Here is a 7,595-nt window from a genome sequence, read left to right as displayed (position 1 = left end):
CGATCCCGAGGAAAGAATCATGAAATCAAGAACTAGCCTGCCTGCCGTCTTCCTGGCGCCGCCGCTTGCCATTCTCGCGGTCCTGGCCTTCGTGCCGACGGCCTATGCCATCTACATTTCCTTCCGCAACCGAGATCTCAGCCGTCCCGATGGCAGCTTCGTCGGCCTTTCCAATTACATCGACCTCTTCTCCGACCGCCGCTTCATCAATGCGGTCGGCGTATCGCTGACCTGGGAAGTTGTCACGGTGACGTTGACGCTGTTCATCGCCGTCGTGCTTGGCATCCTGCTCTTCGAGTTCGCCTCGATGCGCCAGCGGGCGGTGCTGACGCTGATCTTCCTGATGCCGGTCATTCTGCCGCGCGTGTCGGCCGCCTTCGTCTGGAAGTTTGCCTTCCACCCGCTCTATGGCATCATCACCTATCCCTACAAGATGCTTACCGGCCAGCCGCTCGACGTCCTGTCGAGCCCCACCACCGCGCTGATGACAGTCGCGCTTGTCGATGTCTGGCAATGGGGCCTGTTCTTCGCGGTTATCGTGCTGAAACTGCTCGAAACCCTGCCGCCCCAGCCTTTCGAGGCCGCACGGCTGGATCATGCGCGCCCGTGGCAGGTCTATGCCTATATCGCGGTTCCCATGCTGAAGGCGCCGCTGATCTCGCTCATCTTCATCAAGATGATCGAGTCACTGCGGGCCTTCGACCTCATCTACGTCATGACACGTGGTGGTCCCGGCATCGCGACGGAAACGCTTGATATGTACGCCTTCTCGCAAGGTTTCATCGAGTCCGGCCGCATTTCCTACGCCTCCAGCATGGCGGTGCTCATGATGCTGGCGACCACTGTCATCTTCACGGTGATCTGGAAGAGGGTGAAACCATGACTGTCTCCCGCATCCTCGGCAAATCGGCTCTCTATCTCGCGGCCTTTTCCGCAGTCTTCCCAATGGTCTGGACGGCGATCAACGCGTTCAAGAACCGGGTGGATATTGTCACCCCCACGCCGCTCTTCGTCTTCGCGCCAACGCTCGACAATTTCGCCTATGTGCTTGGCCGCGAAAGCGTTGCCGCCGGACTTGTCAATTCGGTCCTCGCGGCCGGCGGTTCGGTGGTGATCGGTGCGATTCTAGGCCTGCCGGCGGCCTATGCCATCGCACGCTATCCGAACCGTTGGTCCGCCGACATCCAGTTCTTTGTGCTGTCGTTGCGTTTCCTGCCGCCGGTGGCGGTTGCCATCCCGCTGATGGTGATCTGGCTCGATCTCGGCTTCTACGACACGCTGACCTCGTTGATCGCCACCTATACTTTGTTGACGCTCGCGACCGTCATCTGGCTCGGCGTGCCGGCTTTCGCCCGTGTGCCCAAGGAGGTGGAGGAGGCCGCGCGCGTCGACGGCTATGGCCCTTATGCGGTGTTCCTGCGTGTTGCGCTGCCGATCGCCTCGCGGTCGCTCATCGGCGCCGTCGCCTTTGCCTTCGTGCTGGTCTGGAACGAGTTCCTGATCGCGCTGATGCTGACAACCTCGGATGCCAAGACGCTGCCGATCGTCGCTTCGGAACTCACCCAACTCGGGCGTGACGTGCCCTGGGGCATCCTCAACGCGTCCGTGGTGCTGCTTTCCATTCCGCCGCTTCTGCTCATCGGCATCCTGAGCGGCCTTCTCAACAATGCGTTCCGGCGCAAGAGCAATTGAAGACAGGACATTTTCCCATGCAAGCCTTGGTTCTCGAGGAAAAGGGCGTGCTTGCCCTTCGTGACATCAATCTCCCGCTTTCCGTCGGGGCTGACGATGTGAAGATCGCCATTCACACGGTGGGCGTTTGCGGCAGCGACGTGCACTACTATACCCACGGTGCCATCGGTGCCTATGTGGTGCGGGCTCCCATGGTGCTCGGCCACGAGGCGGCCGGCATTGTTGTCGAGATCGGCGAAAATGTCCGCTCGCTTTCAGTCGGTGATCGGGTGTGCATGGAGCCGGGCATTCCCAATCTCTCCTCTCGCGCCTCGAAACTCGGCCTCTACAATGTCGACCCGACCGTGCGCTTCTGGGCGACGCCGCCGGTACATGGCATTCTTGCTCCCTATGCGGTGCACCCCGCGGCGTTCACCTATCGCCTGCCGGACACCGTGTCCTTCGCGGAAGGGGCAATGGTGGAGCCCTTCGCCATCGGCATGCAGGCCGCCGCCCGCGCTCGCATCGTGCCGGGTGATGTCGCCGCGGTCATCGGCGCCGGCCCGATCGGCATCATGGTAGCACTTGCCGCCCTGGCTGGCGGCTGCAGCCGAGTCCTCATCTCAGATTTTTCCGCCGAGAAGCTGGCAATTGCTGCTGCCTATCCGGGCATCGAGCCTGTGAACCTGACCGAGACGATATTTGCTGCCGCCGTGTCTACGGCAACGGCGGGTTGGGGGGCAGATGTGGTCTTCGAAGCGAGCGGCAGCGCGAAAGCCTTCGACGGCCTCTTCGATCTCGTGCGGCCCGGCGGTGCCGTCGTTCTGGTCGGCCTGCCGGTGGACACGGTGCGCTTTGACGTGCCCGGTGCGATTTCGAAGGAGGTCCGAGTCGAGACGGTGTTCCGCTATGCCAATGTCTTCGACCGCGCCCTGGAGCTTATCGCCTCAGGCAAGGTCGATCTGAAGCCTTTGATTACCGGCACCTATGACTTTGGCGAAAGCATTGCCGCCTTTGAACGGGCCGCCGAAGCAAGGCCGACCGATGTGAAACTGCAAATCCGCGTGCAGGGGGAGAATTGAGCATGGCAAACATCGTCTGCTCCCATGTCGACAAGGCCTACGGCGCCGTCAATGTCATCAAGGATTTCAATCTCGAAATCGAGGACCACGAATTCGTCGTCTTCCTCGGTCCGTCGGGCTGCGGGAAATCGACGCTCCTGCGTATGATCGCCGGGCTGGAGGAAATATCGGGTGGTGCGATCTCCATCGCCGGCCGCACCGTCAACGACCTTGAGCCACGGGACCGCGGTGTGGCGATGGTTTTCCAGAACTATGCCCTCTATCCCCACATGACGATCTACGACAACATCGCCTTCGGCCTGAGGCGCATGAAGGTCGAGGTGTCCGAGATCGATCGCCGTATAAAGACAGTCGCGGCGACGTTGGGGCTGGAACCATATCTTGCCCGCAAGCCAACCGAGCTTTCGGGTGGCCAGCAGCAGCGGGTGGCGATTGCCCGCGCCATGATCAAGACTCCCCGCGTCTTCCTCTTCGACGAGCCGCTATCCAACCTCGACGCCAAGCTGCGCAATCATATGCGCGTCGAGATCGCTCGGCTGCATCAGACCCTCAAGACCACGACGATCTACGTCACGCATGACCAGCTCGAAGCAATGACGCTGGCGGACCGAATCGTACTGATGAAGGGCGGCGCTATCGAGCAGGTTGGTACACCTGCAGAAATCTATGAGCGTCCGCGCACGCTCTTCGTTGCCAGCTTTATCGGCACGCCGAACATGAATTTCTTGGAGGTCACCGCGCGTGCCGATGGCCAGATGTGGCTGCTTGAAGGGCGTGGCCAGCGCTTCAGGGTTGGTCGCGAGCGATTCGACATCCAGGAAGGGCAAGCTTTGACGCTCGGTGTGCGACCGTCATCGCTAACGGCGGCCCCGAACCAGGAGGTTCGGGAAAATACGCTCTGCGGCGTGGCGGATCTCATCGAATTCCATGGTGACAATGCCCTAGTTTCCTTCCGTGTTGACGACAAGGAAATCGGCGCCCTTGTCCCAGCGGCCAGCCAGCCGAAACGGGGGACGACAATGGCTTTTGTGGTTGTTGAAGGAGGCATTCACGTATTTGACCGCAAGTCAGGCCTTTCAGTCTTGAGAGGTAAGCTTGGGTAACATTGGTTGTTTTTTCGCGAGACGCCTTGAGGGAAAACCAGCATTTCGCGCTGCACTCCCCCAAAGCGCGCTAACTCGGAATCGTTAATTTTGTCTCGGCGGCCGGGTGACTTTGGACAATCCGAATGGCGGCCGTCTAGGCCATGTCGAGGCGACGGAAAGCGGGATCAAAAGCGCATGGTTGAAACATTGGCCGGATCGTGTCGGCGAGCCCTTCGATCAGTTCAAAGCCGGCCAGATGTCTATGCCGCTCTAAAAGGTTTTCGGTTTAACCTTTTCCCTTCAACGCGCTGGTTATCTCAGCCGCCACGCAAGGGGCCACCGCGATAGGCTCACCGTCGTTGGCGCTGGCGGCCGGCAGGTTACAGCCATCCTCCAAGATACCAAGCAGCGCGAGGCCAAGCGCCTCGCGCGCATTAGCCAGCGCCTCGGCGCGGTCAGCTCCAGCGGTGATGGCTTCGGGAACATCATCGAAGGTAATGAGAAACCCGCCATCCGGGTCCGGCGTGACCGTCGCCTTGTAGATGTATTCCATAGGGGGGCTCCATGTTTGATCGATCAGAGCAGCGACAATTCCTTTGGAAATGTTTTCGACCTAATTTTTTGTTTTTATGGCTTTCGAAAGTATCGAAGAGACTTCTGGAAGGATTCCCCTCCTAAACCAGTCCATCATTACATTCAGTATGATCTTATCCGGGTGCTCGTCTCTCTCAAGTCTCACATATTTTCGAATAAGGCTTTCCACCTCTTGGAACTCTCTACCCAGGCTCAATCTCTCTTCAAGAGTAAGCTCACGCTCTAAAGACTGTTCAAAATGAGAGAAGCAATACATGGTCGCTGCATAAACAATTCGATTCTCGCGGGAGAAAACAAACTCTCTCGTTAAATCGTCGTGCGCGAAATTGGGTCCAAGCATATTGGCGAGCTCGATCTCGGCTTCAACAGGGACCTTTTCCCTTTTCCGCCAGTTCGCTATCGCTTGCTTCGATTTGCCGAGTTTTGCCGAAAGCTCATCATCTGTGGTGATGCCGAGTGCTGCTTTCACGCGCTCTATATAGACTTGAACGGGTTCACTCAATAACGTTTTCCGCTTGCTACTTTGGTTGAGCGGTTTCTTCAGATTTTATCTCACTGAGAGTGTCTTTTGCAAAGGTTCGCAAATCCTCAGGTACGGATTCGCCAAAACTGAGGATATGATTGCAAATTGTTTTCAAAAGAATGCGGAAATTTCCTACATAAATCGACTGGTTAATATTTTTAATCTCTGCATTTTTTCGGTCTTCGGCAACCTGTCTTAGGTCGCCCTCCATCAATTCTATCTCTCTATTTAATTTGTTGTTTTCATTCTGGAGAAATTCAATCTTTTTGATTGCTTCATAATAACCAAATGAGAGATTGAGCCTCGCCGTTATTTCAGAGTTAAGAGAGCGGTTTTGTTCCTCCGCCGTCTTCTCGATGGCTGAGTAGAGGTCGGCAGGGATTCGGATTGTGTAACGGGCAAAGTCGTCTTGTTTGGCCATGGCCCCTTAAACATCAAATTGGTGAAAAAACCAATAGGTCCGGTTGTGCATCAAATTGGTGAATGATATGTATCACTAAATTGGTGAAAGGAGATCGTTGTGTTGAACGCTAGTGCTCAGTTCAAGTTGAATATTCCCGTAGAGATTAAACGCTGGCTCACTGAAGAGGCCGCACGCAACATGCGTTCCCTAGCCGTCTGAAAGGTTGCTCGATCTGGAGCGTCGGCAGAAGGAGGTTCGGTCATGATCCTCCTCGACCTCATCAAGCTCAAGGCTCGCCTCTGGTGGCGGAGGGTGACGCTATGACCAGTATTCTCAACGTCACCCGTAATGACGACGACCAGTACGAAATCACCGATCAGGCTGGAAAGCTCGTTCAAGGTCCATTTGAGACCAACGCGGCGGCATGGAAGGCCCTTGATCGTCTTGACAACGAGGCGGCTATTCCCAAGCACCGGAGCAACAAGAAGGTGCTTTGGGGTAAGCCCGATCCAAAGGCAAAACCGAAGTCAAAGAAGGCCCGCCGCAAGGAAAAGCAGCAGCAGGAACGAGCGGATCACAGAATGAGGGTCAACGACTCCAAAGCCGCCGGATGGGTTCGTGCCGTTGCTGCGGCGAAGTTCGACCCTGCGGCGCAACGGGCTTATCGAGACCAGAAGCTCGGGACGTTCGGCGCAGCGTCGGAGGTTAAACGGATCGACCCGGCCGAATACCTCGCTGCCAAGGCGCGGGGTGAGCCTTGATCAGACAGCGCGGCCTCAACCTGCGCAAGTTCCTGGAAGGCTACGGCGTCCGGGTGCGCCCCTATCATGAAAGTCGCACGCCGCGACCCGCCAATATCGTTTATGGCGGCAGATACGTCCGGCGCCTCATCAACAAGGACGCGGAGAGGTGCGGCCTCACCATCCGTTGCATTCAGGCCAGCAACCAGACCTGCTTTGAGGACGTCATCGTGTTCTCGGTCTGGAATGTAATAGGCACGCATTTTGCCACAGCGCCCCAGAGGAGCGTTATCGCAGCCTTCGGACTCACCGATTCTTGCCAAGGTCAAGGAACGCGCTCTGCGGCTCGCTGTGGGCGAAAGCGGAAGGCTCGCAAAAACCGTCACCACCATCAGCATCCTGCTCGCGCAGGAAATCATTGAAGAGGACAATGCCGCATGAAGATCACCGAGGAAACCGCCATCGTGCTCGAGCGGCTGATCAAAGCGATGGAAACGGATATCGCTTTGCCTATCCGCGTGGGCCCACAGGCGTTCGTATCATCAATGCCGGACTACGTGCAGACACATGCCGAGTGGTTCGCCAACAAGGTCGACGACATCAGGGAGACGGGCGGAAAGCGCACCCGATCGTATGAGGCCGCCGAGCGCCGTCGCACAGAGCGCCACGCGAAGTGCAGTAAGGAGCGGATCAGCCGCATGGAAGAGTCGTTCTCGTGGGTTCTCGCCCACGTCGGCGACGTGGACCATCGGAAGGTGCTACTCGCTTATGCCGAGGTGAAGGCCCGCGGATGGCAGTGGGAGCGCTTTATCCAGAACCGAAACCGTCGAAACCCGACAAATAATGCATGGGTGAAACGAACGGTTCAGAGGTGGATAGTCCTATCTCTTCAAGGAATTGCGGACAATATTCCCAAGTCCGACACGTTCTTGGCGATGGACCCGGATTTACTGTTGGCTCAGATTGAGGGAGAAAGCACGGGCAAATCAATAAGATCGGATTTGCGATCGTGGATGTCTCCCGACGGAAAACCTTCCTATCGTAGGACGATGTAGATCCGGGCTCCACGGAGGTGATATGTTTCGGCCGAAAGGAGCGAAACATGGTCCACTTCACGTACAAGATCGGCACGCCCGGCCAACGGCATGACACCCTCGGAACAGTCATCTATTCCACAGTGATTGTGGGCTCGACTGTTGGCGAAGCGACGCAGAAAGCCGAGCGGAAATTTGCTGAGGAGCTTCGTTCCGAGCTCGCGACACGTGCAATGCTGGTTACGGACGACGAGAATGTCGTGTGGATCACGAACCTTTAGACAATAACCGCAGCGTCGGTGGCAGTAGAACTCGGTCAGGAAATAACTTTGGCGCGACCGCCGGCGGTCGGTGCCTGGACATCCCCTGCGGCCCCATCCATCATAGGTGCATGGCAAAGTATCACGTTGGGAATTGCCCTGCTTGTCGGAATGGTCGGCTGTTCCTCTTCCGAGAGGTCGAT

At 57.2% G+C, this 7,595-nt stretch carries 11 protein-coding genes; 8 read left to right on the top strand and 3 right to left on the bottom strand.

The features are described from left to right. Positions 1 to 19 precede the first annotated feature (19 nt). From ACOZK4_RS05700 to ACOZK4_RS05685, 4 genes are read left to right on the top strand one after another with little or no spacing between them, the layout of a single operon-like run. Complete coding sequence (locus tag ACOZK4_RS05700; protein ID WP_421590940.1) at positions 20 to 883, top strand: carbohydrate ABC transporter permease; 864 nt, start codon at positions 20 to 22, stop codon at positions 881 to 883. Further along, positions 880 to 1,692: a carbohydrate ABC transporter permease gene (locus ACOZK4_RS05695; RefSeq protein WP_421590939.1), complete on the top strand. Its 813-nt coding sequence runs from the start codon at positions 880 to 882 to the stop codon at positions 1,690 to 1,692. The genes ACOZK4_RS05700 and ACOZK4_RS05695 overlap by 4 nt, the downstream gene beginning before the upstream one ends. Positions 1,693 to 1,709: 17 nt before the next feature. Further along, positions 1,710 to 2,753, top strand: coding sequence for an NAD(P)-dependent alcohol dehydrogenase (locus ACOZK4_RS05690; protein WP_421590937.1), 1,044 nt, complete (start codon positions 1,710 to 1,712; stop codon positions 2,751 to 2,753). 2 nt (positions 2,754 to 2,755) lie between these two features. Next, positions 2,756 to 3,856 (top strand): ABC transporter ATP-binding protein, encoded by a 1,101-nt coding sequence (locus ACOZK4_RS05685; RefSeq protein WP_421590936.1) that lies wholly within the window; start codon positions 2,756 to 2,758, stop codon positions 3,854 to 3,856. A 268-nt stretch (positions 3,857 to 4,124) separates the two neighbouring features. Here ACOZK4_RS05685 and ACOZK4_RS05680 read toward each other — a convergent pair whose 3' ends face one another. From ACOZK4_RS05680 to ACOZK4_RS05670, 3 genes are read right to left on the bottom strand one after another with little or no spacing between them, the layout of a single operon-like run. Further along, a complete protein-coding gene (locus ACOZK4_RS05680; protein ID WP_421590934.1) occupies positions 4,125 to 4,391 on the bottom strand; it encodes a type II toxin-antitoxin system HicB family antitoxin in 267 nt (88 codons plus the stop codon). A gap of 60 nt (positions 4,392 to 4,451) precedes the next feature. Beyond that, positions 4,452 to 4,934 carry a helix-turn-helix domain-containing protein gene (locus tag ACOZK4_RS05675; RefSeq protein ID WP_421590933.1) on the bottom strand — a complete coding sequence of 161 codons (483 nt, stop codon included), beginning with the start codon at positions 4,932 to 4,934 and terminating at the stop codon, positions 4,452 to 4,454. Positions 4,935 to 4,950: 16 nt separating this feature from the next. After that, entirely contained in the window at positions 4,951 to 5,376 is a 426-nt protein-coding gene (locus ACOZK4_RS05670) for an Arc family DNA-binding protein (RefSeq protein ID WP_421590932.1), read from the bottom strand. A gap of 302 nt (positions 5,377 to 5,678) precedes the next feature. Between ACOZK4_RS05670 and ACOZK4_RS05665 the strand changes: the two genes are divergently transcribed. From ACOZK4_RS05665 to ACOZK4_RS05650, 4 genes are all read left to right on the top strand, one after another. Then, entirely contained in the window at positions 5,679 to 6,119 is a 441-nt protein-coding gene (locus ACOZK4_RS05665; protein ID WP_421590930.1) for a hypothetical protein, read from the top strand. A gap of 243 nt (positions 6,120 to 6,362) precedes the next feature. Continuing rightward, positions 6,363 to 6,539, top strand: coding sequence for a hypothetical protein (locus ACOZK4_RS05660; protein ID WP_421590929.1), 177 nt, complete (start codon positions 6,363 to 6,365; stop codon positions 6,537 to 6,539). Then, complete coding sequence (locus ACOZK4_RS05655) at positions 6,536 to 7,153, top strand: hypothetical protein (RefSeq protein WP_421590928.1); 618 nt, start codon at positions 6,536 to 6,538, stop codon at positions 7,151 to 7,153. Before ACOZK4_RS05660 ends, ACOZK4_RS05655 begins: the two co-directional genes overlap by 4 nt. 47 nt (positions 7,154 to 7,200) lie before the next feature. Then, positions 7,201 to 7,413, top strand: coding sequence for a hypothetical protein (locus tag ACOZK4_RS05650; protein WP_421590927.1), 213 nt, complete (start codon positions 7,201 to 7,203; stop codon positions 7,411 to 7,413). Positions 7,414 to 7,595: the final 182 nt, after the last annotated feature.

It is taken from the genome of Shinella sp. M27 (assembly GCF_049199905.1).
GTDB lineage: Bacteria > Pseudomonadota > Alphaproteobacteria > Rhizobiales > Rhizobiaceae > Shinella.
Note: the sequence above shows the minus strand (reverse complement) of the source record. Positions and strands in the feature narration are given on the sequence as shown.

Coding starts and splice junctions, on each gene's coding strand:
- ACOZK4_RS05700 (WP_421590940.1), top strand. CDS start 20: ATGAAATCAAGAACTAGCCTGCCTGCCGTCTTCCTGGCGCCGCCGCTT.
- ACOZK4_RS05695 (WP_421590939.1), top strand. CDS start 880: ATGACTGTCTCCCGCATCCTCGGCAAATCGGCTCTCTATCTCGCGGCC.
- ACOZK4_RS05690 (WP_421590937.1), top strand. CDS start 1,710: ATGCAAGCCTTGGTTCTCGAGGAAAAGGGCGTGCTTGCCCTTCGTGAC.
- ACOZK4_RS05685 (WP_421590936.1), top strand. CDS start 2,756: ATGGCAAACATCGTCTGCTCCCATGTCGACAAGGCCTACGGCGCCGTC.
- ACOZK4_RS05680 (WP_421590934.1), bottom strand. CDS start 4,391: ATGGAATACATCTACAAGGCGACGGTCACGCCGGACCCGGATGGCGGG.
- ACOZK4_RS05670 (WP_421590932.1), bottom strand. CDS start 5,376: ATGGCCAAACAAGACGACTTTGCCCGTTACACAATCCGAATCCCTGCC.
- ACOZK4_RS05665 (WP_421590930.1), top strand. CDS start 5,679: ATGACCAGTATTCTCAACGTCACCCGTAATGACGACGACCAGTACGAA.
- ACOZK4_RS05655 (WP_421590928.1), top strand. CDS start 6,536: ATGAAGATCACCGAGGAAACCGCCATCGTGCTCGAGCGGCTGATCAAA.
- ACOZK4_RS05650 (WP_421590927.1), top strand. CDS start 7,201: ATGGTCCACTTCACGTACAAGATCGGCACGCCCGGCCAACGGCATGAC.